General features: G+C 56.9%; 12 protein-coding genes. All 12 read right to left on the minus strand.

Translation table 11 applies throughout. The annotated features are described in order from the left end of the window. Window positions 1-3 precede the first annotated feature (3 nt). On the minus strand, window positions 4-906 hold the full coding sequence (locus tag NTH01S_RS02345; protein WP_068168828.1) for an outer membrane protein assembly factor BamD: 903 nt from the start codon (window positions 904-906) through the stop codon (window positions 4-6). A gap of 67 nt (window positions 907-973) precedes the next feature. Further along, window positions 974-1,993 (minus strand): UDP-3-O-acyl-N-acetylglucosamine deacetylase, encoded by a 1,020-nt coding sequence (gene lpxC, locus NTH01S_RS02350; RefSeq protein ID WP_068168832.1) that lies wholly within the window; start codon window positions 1,991-1,993, stop codon window positions 974-976. A 112-nt stretch (window positions 1,994-2,105) separates the two neighbouring features. Then, the gene (gene ftsZ / locus NTH01S_RS02355; protein ID WP_068169107.1) at window positions 2,106-3,686 is read right to left on the minus strand and encodes a cell division protein FtsZ; all 1,581 of its coding nucleotides are present in this window, start codon (window positions 3,684-3,686) and stop codon (window positions 2,106-2,108) included. 61 nt (window positions 3,687-3,747) lie between these two features. Then, on the minus strand, window positions 3,748-5,139 hold the full coding sequence (ftsA, locus tag NTH01S_RS02360; RefSeq protein ID WP_068168835.1) for a cell division protein FtsA: 1,392 nt from the start codon (window positions 5,137-5,139) through the stop codon (window positions 3,748-3,750). After that, window positions 5,136-6,086 carry a cell division protein FtsQ/DivIB gene (locus NTH01S_RS02365; protein WP_084366888.1) on the minus strand — a complete coding sequence of 317 codons (951 nt, stop codon included), beginning with the start codon at window positions 6,084-6,086 and terminating at the stop codon, window positions 5,136-5,138. The genes ftsA and NTH01S_RS02365 overlap by 4 nt, the downstream gene beginning before the upstream one ends. Beyond that, entirely contained in the window at window positions 6,086-6,997 is a 912-nt protein-coding gene (locus NTH01S_RS02370; RefSeq protein WP_068168838.1) for a D-alanine--D-alanine ligase, read from the minus strand. Before NTH01S_RS02370 ends, NTH01S_RS02365 begins: the two co-directional genes overlap by 1 nt. Beyond that, on the minus strand, window positions 6,994-7,953 hold the full coding sequence (gene murB, locus NTH01S_RS02375; protein WP_068168843.1) for a UDP-N-acetylmuramate dehydrogenase: 960 nt from the start codon (window positions 7,951-7,953) through the stop codon (window positions 6,994-6,996). Before murB ends, NTH01S_RS02370 begins: the two co-directional genes overlap by 4 nt. Further along, window positions 7,950-9,383, minus strand: coding sequence for a UDP-N-acetylmuramate--L-alanine ligase (gene murC, locus NTH01S_RS02380; RefSeq protein ID WP_068168844.1), 1,434 nt, complete (start codon window positions 9,381-9,383; stop codon window positions 7,950-7,952). The genes murB and murC overlap by 4 nt, the downstream gene beginning before the upstream one ends. 53 nt (window positions 9,384-9,436) lie before the next feature. Continuing rightward, on the minus strand, window positions 9,437-10,534 hold the full coding sequence (gene murG, locus NTH01S_RS02385; protein ID WP_068168847.1) for an undecaprenyldiphospho-muramoylpentapeptide beta-N-acetylglucosaminyltransferase: 1,098 nt from the start codon (window positions 10,532-10,534) through the stop codon (window positions 9,437-9,439). Beyond that, window positions 10,531-11,742, minus strand: a complete 1,212-nt coding sequence (locus tag NTH01S_RS02390; protein ID WP_068168849.1) for an FtsW/RodA/SpoVE family cell cycle protein — start codon at window positions 11,740-11,742, stop codon at window positions 10,531-10,533. Before NTH01S_RS02390 ends, murG begins: the two co-directional genes overlap by 4 nt. 3 nt (window positions 11,743-11,745) lie before the next feature. Beyond that, window positions 11,746-13,086, minus strand: a complete 1,341-nt coding sequence (murD, locus tag NTH01S_RS02395; protein ID WP_068168853.1) for a UDP-N-acetylmuramoyl-L-alanine--D-glutamate ligase — start codon at window positions 13,084-13,086, stop codon at window positions 11,746-11,748. Next, window positions 13,083-14,174, minus strand: a complete 1,092-nt coding sequence (gene mraY / locus NTH01S_RS02400) for a phospho-N-acetylmuramoyl-pentapeptide-transferase (RefSeq protein ID WP_068168857.1) — start codon at window positions 14,172-14,174, stop codon at window positions 13,083-13,085. The genes murD and mraY overlap by 4 nt, the downstream gene beginning before the upstream one ends. Window positions 14,175-14,189 lie beyond the last annotated feature (15 nt).

A 14,189-nucleotide genomic window follows, 5' to 3' on the forward strand; every position in this document is an offset into this window, starting at 1 on the left:
ATATTAGAAAACGCTGTGCCAAGCGCGGGAGAAGAAACCACGCTGTGCATCGGTTTTTTGTTTGCTTGCAACGGGGGTCTTCATATCGTTGGAGAGAAGCCCTGCATCGCGCATATCGGCATAAGCGTCATGGTACCATGTGCTGTCGGGGTAGTTATATCCTAGCACGGAGGCGGTTTGTTGCGCTTGGTCCTTCAGGCCAAGGGCAAGATACACTTCCACCAAACGCTCCAGCGCTTCAGCCGTATGGTTGGTTGTCTGGAAGTCTTGAACAACGCGCTGATAGCGGGTCATAGCGGCTTCATAATTGTGCTGCTGTTGGTACCAGCGGCCGACCAGCATTTCCTTACCCGCGAGGTGATCGCGGCAGAGGTCAATTTTCAGTTGAGCATCACGAGCGTAAGACGTTTGAGGGAAGCGCGTAACGACTTCTTCCAACGCATTGAGCGCTTCAACAGTGCCTTGCTGGTCACGCTGTACGTCTGCAATTTGCTCATAATAGCACAGTGCACGCAGATAGAATGCGTAGGCTGCGTCGGGGCTCGTCGGATGCAACTGCAGGTAACGTTCGAGTTGTTGAACGGAAAGTGCGTATTCCCCTTGTAGGTAGTAGGAATACCCTTCCATTAGCTCGGCATTACCGGTGAAGCCGGAATAAGGGTAATTTTGCTGCAACAGCTCAAACTCACCCGAGGCGAGTTGGTAACGGCCTGAGTGCAGTGCGTCGATCCCGTAATTATATAATGTCTCGGCATCGGCTGCTTTGGGAATCGCAGCAGGTCCGTCTTTGTGTGAAAACAAAGAACAGCCAGACAGAAGCAACGCAGCGCCAATCATGGCCGCGCTGCGGGGGAACATACGCTCTGTGAGCGTGAGAGAAAAACGACGCTGTGTGCTGTTGGTCATACCTGCTCTTCCCGTGGAGAGTGTCTTATATCACGGGATCGCGCTGACGAAAGACCCGTAAGCCGCCTTAAGCGGCAACATAAGAGGGTTGAGTGCTTTTCGTGGGGCGTGTTGTGGCGATTGGTTGCAAGCGCCAGTTGCGCTGGTCGGCAAAAACAGCCCGTAAAAGTTGATTGTTCATGCGGTGACCAGATTTATGCCCGATGAAGCCCCCTTGGATAGGGCGACCTGCGCAATAGAGGTCACCAACGGCATCCAGCAGTTTATGGCGTGCGAATTCGCGCTCAATGCGTAAGCCTGCGGGATTGATGACGCTCTGCCCATCAACCACGACGGCATTGTCCAAAGAGCCGCCACGGGCAAGGCCAATGCTTTGTAAATGCTCAATATCGGAACGGTTTACAAAAGTGCGGCAGAAAGAAAGCTCATTGATAAAGCGATCCGCTGTAAGTTGGATGGCATAGCGTTGAGTGCCGATCGCTTCAGCGGAAAAGCTCAATGAAATGGCCAGTGCAAGTCCATGGTGGGCGGGCCGAAGTTCTGCGAAAGCGCCGTTATCATCCTCAACGCGGACGGGGCGGAGAATTTCGATTGTGCGGCGCGGAGCCTCTAATATGCGGGTGCCTGCGCACTGAATGAGAAAGCAGAATTCTGCCGAGGAGCCGTCTAAAGCAGGCATTTCGGGGCCAGAAACCGCGATGATGGCATTATCAATGCTGAGGGCGGAAAGGGCCGCCATGAGATGTTCGATTGTTGCCGCGCGGACTTCGGGGTTTTCATCCCAAGCGACCACAGTTGAGAGGCGCGTATCAATAATCGTGTCAGGACGGACAGGAAATGCCGGTGTTTCGGGGAGGTCCGTGCGTAGAAAGCAGATACCCGTATGTGCCGGGGCTGGGCGTAGCTCTAATGTGACGGTCACACCACTATGAAGGGCGATGCCACGGCAGCTAATGGCATTGGCCAAAGTGGTTTGTTGTGCGGGGGGCATGCTCTGAGAATGTGCGGGTGCATCAGACGTAAGAAAAGACGGCAGAAGAGAAAGGTCTGTCGCTGTTTTTGCGTCTTGAAATCCTGTCACCTGCATCTGTCCCTTTACCGTGGTTCCGGGCGATGAACGCTCGGTCAGTGTCTCATATAAGGGCAGATGCAGGGCAGGCTCCAGTCAATGATTATTGCCGTATATTACGCAGTTTGTATCATCGGCGGAGATAGGTTGGGATATCCAACGTGCCATCGTCAGGCGAATCGGATGGGCGCGGACGCTCAGGTTGAGCATCGGGACGAGTTTGCTGAGGCTGCGTGTGCGGCATTTGGGTATGCTCAGGGGCAGACGGCTCAGTGCGTTGTGCCGGTGCATGGGGAGCCGCAGGGCGGCTGCGGAATGCGCCTGTGACCAGGCCGAACAGGCTCCGGGGTTGAGCTTCGGCCTGTGGTTGCTGCTGAGGTACGTTTGTGAACAGCGTTGAATGATGCGAGCGGTTTTGTTGCTCTTGCTGTGGGGCTGCATGTTGGTTGGTATGCGCTGGCTGTGCCGGAGCAGGCTGCGCTTCATGTTGCGGGGTGTAGGGTTGTTCTGCCGGTGGGGGCGCGCTGTGCTGCTGCGGTGCTTGCGGCTCAAGGTTAAAATTTGGCCGTGCACCTCCAGCATAGGTTGAGCCCGGTGCGTAAGAGCTTGGTGCGCGTTGTGCGGCTTGAGGTGCAGGGTTGGCCGGTGCTGCTGGGTTCTGCGCAGGGGCGGATTGTGTGTTGTGCGCGGGTGCTTCTTGGCTTGTGGCCGTCGCATTATGTGCAGCTTGTGTATCAAGACCTGTTGCGACGACGGAAACACGGATACGACCGTTTAGGTTGTCATCAATGGATGTGCCGAAAATGATGTTGGCATCTTCAGCGACTTCTTCACGGATGCGGTCGGCGGCGGCATTGACTTCATACAGGGTCAAATCTTCGCCGCCGGTGATGTTGATCAGCAGGCCGCGTGCGCCAGCCATTGAGGCATCTTCCAATAATGGATTGGAGATAGCGCGTTCAGCCGCCGCTATAGCGCGGTCTTCGGCATCATCGTTTGTGGAAGATTCGCCTGTGCCCATCATGGCCTTGCCCATGTTTTCCATGACGGCTTTGACATCGGCAAAGTCGAGATTGATCAGGCCGGGGGAAACCATCAGGTCCGTAATGCCGCGAACGCCCATATTGAGGACGTTATCAGCCATTTGGAAGGCTTCGCGGAAGGTCGTGTTTTGATTGGCGGAGTTAAAGAGGTTTTGGTTCGGAATGACGATGAGGGTATCAACGTGCTTCTGAAGTTCGGCAATGCCACTATCAGCCAGCGTAGCGCGGCGGCGCCCTTCGAAGTTGAAGGGCTTAGAAACGACGCCAACGGTGAGAATGCCGCGTTCACGGGCCATGCGTGCAACAACGGGAGCAGCCCCTGTGCCTGTACCGCCGCCCATGCCTGCCGTGATGAAGATGAGATTTGCACCTTCCAGTTGGCGATCAATCTCTTGAGCCGCTTCTTCAGCAGCTTCACGGCCAATTTCTGGCTTGGCGCCGGCACCGAGGCCACGGGTCAGGTGTGGGCCGAGTTGCACCCGGCGTTCAGATTTGGAATGGGCAAGCTGCTGCGCATCCGTGTTTGCAACAACGAATTCGACGCCTTTGAGCTCAGAGGCGATCATGTTGTTGACTGCATTGGTGCCGGCTCCACCGACGCCAATCACGGTAATCCGTGGAGCGAGTTCGACATGCGAATTAGGGGTCGGGGTCAGGTTCAGTGTCATGCTCGGATCCAGAACTTCAGTAAAAGGCGCCATTAGCGGAAGTTATACACAAATCTTTAGCCTATCCGCGATCACGGATGAAGCCTACAAGACGTTGGAAAAGGGTATTTGGTACTGTTTCTGTAGCAGGAGCATTGCCGAAACTGCGATCAGCGCCAGCAGCCCATGCTAAAAGTCCAGAAGCAGTCGAGAAACCAGCAGATGCTGCGTCATTTTCAGGCAAGCCATGAATGTTCAACGGTCTGCCGAGGCGAACGGAGCGGCCGAGGATGCGGCTGGCTACAGGAACGAGGCCTTCCATTAAGGAGGCTCCACCCGTGAGGACGACTCGGGTATTGGCCATTCCGCCAAGGCCAGACATGTCCAAGGCGTTGCGGACTAATTCGAGCGTCTCGGCGATGCGGGGTTCAATAAAGCCGATGACCTTGGCCCGAGGAATACGGGCCAAGCGATGAGGGCCTTCCCCAATCAGGGGGATGGAGAGCATTTCGCGCTGGTCATCAGATCCGAGTTGTGCGGCGCCGTAAAGAGTTTTGAGGCGCTCTGCGGTATCAAGCGATGTTGAGAGCGCACTGGCAACATCTCGTGTGACGTGGAGGCCGCCAACGGGAATCTGGGCAATGTGGAGCAATCGCCCTTCCAAAAAAACGGAAAGAGACGTGGTGCCGCCCCCCATTTCAACAACGGTGACGCCAAGGTCCCGCTCTTCGTCGCTTAAGACAGACAAAGCGGAGGCGAATGGGCTTGAGACGAGGCCATCGAGGCGGAGTTCCGCACGCTGTAAAACTGTGTCGAGGGTGCGTAGAGCGCTAGAATGCATGTCTACGACGTGGAATCGGGCGGATAACTCCGTGCATTGATGGCCGCGCGGGTCTGTCACGCCTGCCATGCCATCCACTAAGTAACCGAGTGGAAGGTTATGAATGATGGACCGTCCTTCGGCCCAAGCTAGTGCTTTGGCTTCTGTGCGGAGGTGGTTGACATCATGGGCCGTGACTTCGCGCCCCCCAATGGGAAGGCGCACGTCAATCCAGCGACTGGCCGGGTGGCCGCAAGAAAGGTTGACGGTGAGGGAGTCTAGACGTTTTTCGGCGGTGTCTTCCGCTTGGCCGACAGTGGCGCGGACGGCGGCTTCAGCCTCACGGATATCAACGATAGAGCCGGAACGGATGCCATGCGAGCGGCGCCAGCCATGGCCGAGAATACTGAGGCTACCATCGGATTCACCGCGCCCGATGAAACACGTCATTTTCGTGCTGCCAATGTCGAGCACGCCGAATGTGCCGGAGCGCCATGCTGGGGTTGGGCGTGTGTCTTCAGGCGGGAGTGTGAGAACGCCGCGTGCGTCACGGCTATGGGCGACAGCATGGTCAGGGGTGGAGAGTGCGCGGCCACGGAGGCCGCCTCTACGCCTGAAAAAAGACTGTTCGGAGCCGGGGGTAAGGTCGGTCATTGCGGCTTTGTCTGACTGTCGCTCTCTGGAGCGTTAGGCTGTGCTGGAAGGGGCGGTTGATGAATTACCATGCGGTCCGGCAGGCGCATGTCAATAGAAACGACAGGGCGGTCCAGTAGTTTCATGGTGTTTTGAAATTGTTCAAGCCGTGCAAAGGCGGGTTTTTCCTCATCTTCGGGCAGGAGTATTGTGGTGCCATTACGTAAAACAGCATCCCATCTGCGCTCACCGACGCGTACAAAGGCCGTGATACGGTTTTGTATGTCTGGGAAGGGGGTGAGAGCGTCAAGAAGATCGGCGGCGGCATTATTGGCACCGTCCCCGACGATGAGGGGTAAAGTACGGAGCATTTGTGGGTCTTGCCCGGCAATGCCTTGGTCTGAGACTGTGTCTCCCGCACGGTTGATGAGAGAGAAATGGTCGTGATTTTGCCATACGGCGATGGGGACGCGTTCCGTCAAATTCACAATAACCGTATCGGGTATGCGCCGCTCGACTGTTGCTTGTTCGACCAAGGGAAGAGCGTTTACGCGTGCGCGGGCAGCTTCAACGGAGAAACCAAAAAGAGGCTGCCCGACGGATGTTCCTAACGCATTTTCAACGGCTTGTTGGCTCGTGATATGGCGGCCATTGACGATAATATGGTGAATGGGCAGAGGCTCCATCGCCACGAGGCGGGCACGTAACGGAGCAAAGCGTTCTTCCGATGCAGTAATATGCAGCAGGTGCACGGCGCCGCCTGCGAGCAAGAGGACAGTGAGAACGACAAATCCCGGACGGATGAAGCGCTTGAAGCGCCGTAAGGCAAGCTTCAGACGGGAAGGGCGGTCTTCACTTGGGAGGTATGGCCTGTCGTGCGTTAGGTCGATATGTGGCGCGTCATGGCTTTGCCCAGGATCTGGCGCAGATGGCGGTATAATCGGACCGTGGCGCGGATCACGCTGCATTAGTGCTTCAATGCCTCATTGATCATCCAGTCGCAGAGTTCTGGGTATGAAATGCCACAATATGCTGCTTGTTCTGGCAGAAGTGATGTTGGTGTCAGGCCAGGTTGGGTGTTGACCTCAAGAATAATCAGTTGATCTTGCGTGTCATCATAGCGAAAATCTGTCCGGCTTGCGCCACGGCAGCCGAGGACTTGATGGGCGCGCAGGGCAATATCAAGGGCTTTTTCTGTCACGGCTAAAGGCACATCAGCGGGGAGGACGTGTCGGGAGCCACCAGCTTTGTACTTGGCGTCAAAATCATAAAAACCAGCATTCTCGGCAGGAAGAATATCGGTCAAAGCTAAGGCGCGGTCCCCCATGACGGCGGTGGTGAGTTCTCGGCCGGGAATGAATTGCTCGACTAGTGCTTCGGTGCCAAAGCGCCAGTTGCGTGCGATTTCAGCGCGGCGGTTATCGCCTTCACGGATGATCTCGACGCCGACGGATGACCCTTCTGCAATAGGTTTGACGACATAAGGGGTGGGGAGCGGGTCAGCGGCCTCAAGTTCGGTCATGGAAACAACTTTGCCCGGTGCAACGGGTAGGCCAGCTGATGCGAGCAGGAGGCGTGTGGCCTCTTTATTCATCGCTACGGCAGAGGCACGAATACCGGAATGGGTGTAAGGCAGACCAAGCCATTCGAGAACACCTTGGATCGCTCCATCTTCTCCCAACGGCCCGTGTAGGGCATTGAAGACCACATCCGGTTTGGCAGCACGTAGGGCTTGTATGGTTACAATTAAGTCAGGCCCGACATCTACGGGGGTGACATCATGGCCTTTTTCACGCAGCGCCGTGATAGCAGCTTCGCCGCTGACAAGGCTGACTGGGCGTTCGCTGGAGGTGCCGCCGTAGAGAACCGCAACCTTCATGATGTCTGTCCTTCTTGTGCCGCGCTATCTTGTCTTGCATTGGTGTGGCGGCCAATGCGCTTAATTTCCCAGTGGAGGTCCACGCCGCTATGGGCCAAGACGCGTTGGCGCACGGTTTCGCCGAGGGTTTCAAGGTCTGTGCTGGTGGCGGTGCCGAGATTGAGCATGAAATTGCAGTGTTTCTCGCTCATTTGCGCACCGCCTTGGATCAGGCCACGGCAACCGGCTTCATCAATCAGTGCCCATGCTTTGTGACCATCCGGGTTGCGGAAGGTTGAGCCGCCCGTGCGGGCACGAACGGGTTGAGAGGCCTCACGTGAGGCTTTGATCTCATCCATGCGTTGGCGAATATGGGCAGCGTCCCCGGGGGTAGCTCGCAAACGTGCGCGCAGAACCACGGAGCGTTCGGGTAATTCGGTGTGGCGGTAGGCGAAGGCGAGGTCCGCTGCCGTGAGGCGCTGGACTGTGCCATCGGGGCGCATAATCTCGGCCCAATCTAGAACCGTGGCAATATCGGAACCATAGGCACCAGCATTCATGCGGACTGCGCCGCCAATGGAGCCGGGGATGCCGCTTAAGAATGCCAAACCATCAAGGCTAGCGGATGCCGCATGTTCGGCCACGGTGATGTCGAGGGCTGCCGCACCGGCGATGACGCCATCTTGTTCAACGATGACATCAGCAAAGCCACGTGCCAATTTGACGACAACACCTTCGAGGCCGCCATCGCGTACGATGACGTTGGAACAGGCCCCAAGAAAGGTGAGAGGCGTTGTGTCAGGAAGGTTTCGCAGAAGTGTTGCGAGGTCGTCTTGGTCTTCGGGGATGAAGAGCCAATCGGCGGAGCCGCCGGTTCGGAACCAGCAGCGTGGCCCGAGGGGCGCGTCCGCTTTGAGGCGGCCACGCAGGTTTTGTGCAAAAGCGGGGAGAGGGGCGGTGCTATCAGGCGCCGTCATGCCGGATTGGCCTTTTGTGGGGTGGTGTTAAGGGCAGCAAGCTGTTCTGGTAGAGTTTGCGCCCATTGCGTGATCGTGCCTGCGCCAAGGCACACAACGTAATCACCAGGCTTAGCAATCGCGTTGATCATTTCGGGCAAGAGGTCCGGGCTGGGGAGAGGCACGGCGGAACGGTGGCCGTTATCGCGCAGCCCTTCGACCAGGGCATCACGGTCTGCACCGTCAATGGGGCTTTCCCCCGCAGCATGGACATCAGCAACAATCACAGTATCAGCATCGTTCATACAAGTGCAGAATTCGTTAAAAAGTCCCTTGAGACGTGAATAACGATGGGGCTGTACCACGGCAATAACGTTTTTTGCATCGGCTTGGCGTGCGGCTTTGAGTACGGCGGCGATTTCAACCGGGTGATGGCCGTAATCATCAATAATCGTGATGCCGTTATGCTCGCCAGTTTTTGTAAAGCGGCGTTTGACGCCTCGGAAAGAGGCAAGGCCAGACGCGATGACAGAATCGCTAATTTCCATTTCAAGCGCGACAGCAACGGAAGCGAGAGCATTCAAGACGTTATGGTGGCCCAGCATCGGAATGCGGAAGGGTCCTGCGCGGCGGCTTCGGTTGCGCGTACGATTGGTGACGACGACCTCAAAGGTGGAGCCACGTTTGTCCATGACCACCTTTTCTGCGCGGACATCGGCTTGTGGGCTGAAGCCATAGGTGATGACGCGGTGGTCTGACAGGCGGGGGATCATTTGCTGGACTTGTGGGTGATCCACGCAGAGCACGGCAAAGCCGTAGAATGGAATGTTGGACACGAATTGGTCATAGCCTGCCTGCATGGCGGCTTCGGTGCCCCAATGGTCTAGATGCTCTGGGTCCATATTGGTGACAACGGCGATAACGGCAGGGAGGCGCAGGAAGGAGCCATCACTCTCATCCGCTTCCACAACCATCCAGTCACCAGAACCCATGCGGGTATTGGTGCCGTAGGCTTCGATAATGCCGCCATTGATTACGGTCGGGTCGAGGCGAGCTTGCTCTAAAACGCACGCAACAAGACTTGTGGTGGTGGTTTTGCCATGCGTGCCACCAATCGCGATGGACCAGCGTAGGCGCATCAGCTCCGCCAGCATTTCAGCGCGGCGTACAACGGGGATCAGTTTGGCGCGTGCTGCGACGACTTCTGGATTGTCACGTTTTACGGCAGTGGAGGTAACGACGACCTGTGCATCGCCAAGGTTATTGGCATCATGACCAATATGGATGGTGATGCCCGCTTGGCGCAGTCTTTGAACATTGGCGCTTTCTGCAATGTCAGAACCCTGCACTTTATAACCAAGCATGTGCAAAACTTCAGCAATACCGGACATGCCGATACCGCCGATACCGACGAAGTGGAGGGTTCCGATGTTAAGAGGCAGCGCGCGCATGGGAGGCAATACTTTCAGGTCGTCTAAGGGGCGGTGGTCAGGAAGGAAAAATGTTAGGTTGGTAGTGAGGCGATAATGAGGTCAGCAACACGGGCAGCGGCATGGGGCGTGGCAAAAGATTGCGCGGCTTTTGCTGCTGCGCTGAGTTGTTCGGGGTGTGTAAGTAACGTCATTAAACGTTCCGTCAACAGGCTTGGTGTCAGGCTTGGTTGCCGGACCATCCATGCACCGCCTGCGCGTTCAAGGGCTTGGGCGTTCGCGCCTTGTTCGTCGGATGCTGCAATGGGAAGCGGGACAAGGAGGGATGGGCGCCCCGCCATTGCTAATTCGGCCACGGAAGAACCACCAGCCCGACCGATGACCAGATGCGCATCTTTCAGGCGTTCGGGTACGTCATGAAAAAAGGAGGCGACGTGACAGGAGACGCCGGAGTGTGTGTAGAGCGCTTTCACGGTGTCTAAATCGTTCCCTCTGACTTGTTGGGTAACGTGTAGACGGTTGCGGAGTTCGTCTGGCAATGCGGCAATGGCTTGCGGGACGAGCGTTGAGAAGACGGAGGCCCCGAGCGAGCCGCCCCAGACCAGAAGATTAATCTTGTCTGTTGGTGGTGTGTAGGGTGTGCCGAAGAGCGCCTCAATGCCGGGGCGTACCGGCATGCCGGTTTGCTTATGAGTGACATCGGCGGGAAGGCGTGCAACGCTTTCGTAGGATGTGGCAATGACTGGATTAAAGCGTGCGATGAGGGCATTCGCCTGACCTAAAACGGCATTACCTTCATGAATGACCATGACTGGGCGTTTGGAGGCTGGAAGCAGGCGGGCCGCGAGGAGTGGTGGGATGGAGGGATATCCACCGAAGCCGATAACTGCGGCTGCATTCAGAGTGGAGAGGTGTTTACGGGCTGTGATGATGCCGCGCAGTAGGGCTGTGCCGCCACGGATTTTTGCGCCAAGGCCTTTGCCTGCAATGCCTGCGCCATCGAGAACATATTGGGGGCGATCTGCGAACACGCCTGTTTCTCGGCGGCCATGGCGGGCATCCGTCATGAGGATGAGTTCATAACCACGTTCAGCGAGAACCGTGGAGACGGCTTCGGCAGGGAAAAAATGACCGCCAGTTCCACCAGCAGCAATAACGATGGGTCGTGTCATGACCTACGTCCTTCGATCAAAGGGGCCTCTTGGAGAGGTACGTCGTTTAAGGGGGCATTCGCCGTTTGGATGACTTTCCCCTGTTTCGTGTGATGGCGTGTGAGGGCCAGCACCATGCCCAGTGTCAGCGCAACGGATACGGCTGAACTGCCGCCATAGGAAATGAAAGGTAATGTCATGCCTTTGGTAGGGATGAGGTGCAATGTTGAGCCCATATTCACAAAGGCTTGCAGGCCAAATCCCGTTACAAGGCCGGAAGCAGCGATGATGATGAAAGGGTCATCTTCGCGCATGGCTTTGAGCAGGGTGCGTAAAACAATAGTGCCAAAGACGGCGATGATGCCGACACAAAGCACGAGGCCATATTCTTCCCCAGCAACGGCAAACACAAAGTCTGCATGGGCATCTGGCAGCATGTCTTTCACGCGGCCTTCTCCCGGACCGCGCCCTGTGAGGCCACCATTACCGAATGCCCGCAGAGCGGTATCAATTTGGTAATGATCGCCGACATCAGGGTGCAAGAAGCGTTGAACACGTGAGCGAACATGGGGAAAGCTAATATAGGCCATGCCAAAGGCCCCCACCATGGAGGCGACGCAGCTTGTGACCCAATAGAGTGGCAGGCCATCTACAAATAATTGGGTCATGAAGACCATGGTGATGACCGACAGCATGCCGATATCGGGCTGGGATTTGAGCAAGGCCAGAATGATGCCGAAGCCGATAAAGGCCAGCAACATGCCGGGGAATGCGATATTGCCACGGAGGATGATGCGCCGCCGGGCTGAGAGCAGCCATGCGGTAACGACCGCAAAGCAGGGTTTGAGAAATTCAGAAGGTTGGACAGACATGACTGGAAGGGAGATCCACCGCCGGGCCCCTTTAATTTCCATGCCGTGGACAAGGGTCATGGCCGTGGCGCCGAGGGCAAGAAAGCCACCGATAAAGGCGAGGTTGCGTATGGCGCGGCGTGATAGAGTCGAAGTGATCAGAACGATGAAACCTGCGAGCGACAGGAAGGCCACCTGCTTGAATATGAACATATTCCGCGATGCGCCAATACGCGAGGCTACGGCGGGGCTGGCTGCGAGCATAAGAATATAGCCCAAGCCGATGAGAATGCCGACGCAGCCGAGCGTGACCCGGTCTAGGTTGCGCCACCACCGGGTGACAGCGCGGGTATCGATGCGGGACAGCTCCCTTTTCATGGCTTAAATCGCCTTGCCTTCATGCGGGGAGGGAGTGTTTTGCGCGAGTGTTGTGCAGGCTCGCTCGAACTGTGTGCCACGGTCTTCAAAACTGCGAAACTGGTCAAAGCTAGCGCAAGCGGGGGACAGCAAAACGGTTGGGACGCCGTGCTGCCGTGCTGTGGCGTATGCGTCAGGCACAGCACGGTTGAGTGTTTGGCTGATCGTGTAGGGCACGCTGTGCTCATCGAGTGTTTGGGCGAGGAGCGGGGCATCTTGCCCGATGAGAATAGCGTGAGAGACGCGGTTGAACCATGGGCTGAGGCTGCTGATTCCGCCAGACTTTGCCTGACCGCCTGCGATCCAGATCACGCGTGGGTAAGCATCCAATGCTTTGGCGGTGGCTTCGGCATTGGTGGCTTTGCTGTCATTGACGAAGGTCACGCCATGCAGGGTGCGAATAGCCTGTAAGCGATGCGCGAGGCCCGGAAACGTGGCGAGGCCACTGTGGATCAGATCATCACTGAGTTCAAGATGTTTGGCCATAGCCCAGGCCGTGGCGATGTTCTGGCGGTTATGTTGCCCAGGGAGTGCGGGCGCAGAAAAAGGTGGTAATGCTTCTGGTGCGAGGCGATGCGTGGGGATGCCACGTTGTGCAATCTCGTGTGTGATGGTGCGGCAATACGTATCATCTTGGCTGATCACTGCGAGGTCATCAGCGCTCATGCGGTCAAAGATATGCGTTTTTGCGGCGGCATATCCGGCCATGTCCCCGTGGCGGTCCAGATGGTCCGGCGTGAGGTTGAGCAGGCACGCGGTATCAGCGTGGAATGTCTGTAGCCGTTCCAGCATATAAGACGACATTTCAATAACATAGACGCCATCATCGCCGAGCAAAGGCAGAGCGAGAGATGCGGTGCCGAGATTGCCGCCAGCGGCGCACGGACGGCCAGCTTGGGTTAGAATATGGGCGAGCAAAGCCGTCGTCGTGGATTTACCGTTCGTGCCGGTAATGGCGGCGAAACGTGCTTTTGAGCCAGCACGGCGCACCGCTTGGAATAAGAGGTCTGCATCCGACAGAATGGGGATGCCAGCTTCTTGCGCTAAAAGTGCTGCGGGGTGTGGCTGCGGGAGATGATGGGGAATGCCCGGAGAGAGCACAAGTGCCGTGATGCCATCGAGTGACGTGATGGGCGCGACGGTGAGGCGCTCATGTTCCGGCAGGGATGGGTTTTTATCATCCCATGCTTGCACGCTCGCTCCCATAGACAGCAGCGCTGCTGCAACGGCTGCACCGTTACGGCCGAGGCCCAGAATGGCGAATTTCTCGCCCGCGAAGAGGTCGGGGGGGAAGGCGTTGCTCATCGGAGTTTCAATGTGGCCAGGCCGCACAGGCCGAGTACGATGGAGACAATCCAAAAGCGGATCACGATGGTGGGTTCTTGCCAGCCTTTTTTCTCAAAATGGTGGTGCAATGGGGCCATGAGGAAAACGCGGCGGCCCGTACGGCGGAACCAGAAAACCTGAATAACAACGGAGAGCGTTTCCGCAACGAACACACCACCGACAAGGCACAAAACCAATTCATGTTTGACGGCGACGGCGATGGAACCTAAGGCCCCACCGAGGGAGAGTGAGCCCGTATCCCCCATGAAAACAGCCGCTGGGGGAGCGTTGAACCATAGGAAGCCGAGGCCCGCTCCAATCAAGGCTGAGCAGAAGACGGCGAGTTCACCTGTGCCGGGAACGGGGTGTAGTTGCAGGTAATCGGCGAAGACATGATTGCCGACGAGGTAAGCGATCAGCGCGAAAACCAACGATGCGATGACGACGGGAACAATGGCGAGGCCATCAAGCCCATCGGTGAAGTTCACAGCATTACCGAAGCCGGTAATGGTGATCATGGCAAAGAGTGGGAAGGCATATCCCAAAGGTAGTAGGAGGTCTTTTACGAAGGGAAAGGCGACGGCGTTGCGGATTTCCGGCGGTGTTAAATGTTGCAGCCAGATACCCGCTAAAAGAGAGGCGGCAAATTCACAGCCGAGGCGCATGCGTTTGGAGACGCCTTTGGTGTTGCGGCGTGAGAGTTTCAAATAATCATCTGCAAAGCCGACCGCACCGAATGCAGCGGTTGTGAGCATGACGCCCCAGACGAAACCATTGGTGAGGTCGGCCCAAAGCAGGGTCGAGGTGAAGAGAGCAATGAGAATAAGCATGCCGCCCATGGTGGGGGTACCTGCTTTTTCAATGATATGGCGCTCTGGGCCGAGGCTGCGGATGGGCTGGCCACCACGCTGGATGCGTTTGAGTTGGGCGATGAAGGGTTTGCCCAGCACAAGAGAAATGACCAAAGCCGTGAGGCAGGCCCCGCCGGAGCGGAAGGTCAAATAATGGAACAGATTTGCCAGACCGCCATGCGAGGGCGCGTGCGAGGCGATCAAATTAAAGAGCATCGAGCGGGTACCGTT

It is taken from the genome of Neokomagataea thailandica NBRC 106555, from assembly GCF_001598495.1.
Classification (GTDB): Bacteria; Pseudomonadota; Alphaproteobacteria; order Acetobacterales; family Acetobacteraceae; genus Gluconobacter; species Gluconobacter thailandicus_A.